The sequence below is a fragment of the Paractinoplanes deccanensis genome (genome assembly GCF_016862115.1).
In the GTDB taxonomy this organism is placed as follows: domain Bacteria; phylum Actinomycetota; class Actinomycetes; order Mycobacteriales; family Micromonosporaceae; genus Actinoplanes; species Actinoplanes deccanensis.
On the sequence record NZ_BOMI01000159.1, the window covers coordinates 1 to 1,391 of the forward strand.

A 1,391-nucleotide genomic window follows, 5' to 3' on the forward strand; every position below is an offset into this window, starting at 1 on the left:
GACCCCCGGGCCGCCGAATCTGGCGCTGCGGACCTCCGCGCCGCCGAATCGCGCGCTGCCCACCCTCGCGCCGCCGAATCGCGCGCTGCCGACCCTCGCGCCGCGGAAGCCCGCATGGCCGCTCCGGCGCCCGCTGACACGCAGGGCGATTTGTCCGCAGATGAGGCTCGTGCGGCGGGTTGGCGCGATGCCGAGGCCGCGATGGCGGCCGACCTCGGCGCCACCCAGCCCACCAATTCCCGCGACGCCGGTGCCTGGGGCGCGGACGCCCGGGGCGACTCGCGGGGCGTCGACTCGCGGGACGATCGTTCTCGGGACGTCGACGTCGACGTCGACGCTGCGGACTGGCGGGACGCCACTCGGCGGGCTGGCGACTCGGAGCCGGCTGGTTCGCCGGCTTCAGGCGAGAGGGACGCCGACTACGACCGGGCCTCCTCCGCGATCAACGCGGCCCGCAGCGAGAACCCTGGCGAGGACGCCTGGCGCCGAGACCCGGCACCGTCCGGCAACGCCCGTGCCGATGACGCCCGTGTCGATGACGCCCCGGTAGGCGACTCCGCGGTCGGCGGTGGCCATGTCGGCGGCGGCCGGGCCGGCGACGTTCGGGCCGAGGACGCGGGCGCCGATGACGGTGAGTTCGCCGAGCCTGACGTGGACGATCCGGACGACGAGCCGCTGCCGCAGGCGGTGCGCCCCGCCGACGCCGTGCGCGTGGCCCGCCTCGACGACGAGGTCCTGGTGGTCGACGGGCGGCCCCGCTACCACCTGCCCGACTGCCCGCACCTGGTCGGCCGCCTCACCGAGCCGATCCCGGTGGGCGAGGCGGTGGAGCTCGGCTTCAGCCCGTGCGGGCTGTGCCGCCCGGTGGACCGCCTGATCGCGAGCACCGCGCGCCGCTGACCCGCCCCGGCCGTGCCCACCGTCGCCGGCGGCTCTGGCTGTGATCACCAACTGAAGGTGGTGGCGCGGCTCTGGCTGTGCTCACCCACTGAAGTGGTGGCGCGGCTCTGGCTGTGCTCACCCACTGAAGTGGTGGCGCGGCTCTAGCTGTGTTCACCGCCTGCATTGGCCGGGCGGCTCCGGCTGTGCTCAGCACGTGCGGCGACCGCGCGGCCTTGGCGGTGTCCACCATCTGGGCCCACCACCTGCGCCAGGGACGCGGTGGACAGAACGTTCGTCCTCTTCCAGGAGGCCGGTGGACAGAACGTTCGTTCTCTGTGCGTCGATGCGGTCGTCGATGCCTGCGACTGGCGGACGGCGGCCTCCAAGACAGAACGTTCGTTCTCTCGAGACAGAACGTTCGTTCTAGGTGTGGCGGCGCGGGCGGTGTGGCGGCGCGGGCGGGGCAGGGTTGGGCGGGCGGGGCAGGGTTGGGCGGGCGGGGCAGGGTT

Annotated in this window: 1 protein-coding gene; it reads left to right on the top strand. The window is 74.3% G+C overall.

Annotated elements, in window-relative coordinates:
- The first annotated feature begins 201 nt into the window (after window positions 1–201).
- Window positions 202–900 (top strand): hypothetical protein, encoded by a 699-nt coding sequence (locus tag Ade02nite_RS49845; protein WP_239169365.1) that lies wholly within the window; start codon window positions 202–204, stop codon window positions 898–900.
- Window positions 901–1,391: the final 491 nt, after the last annotated feature.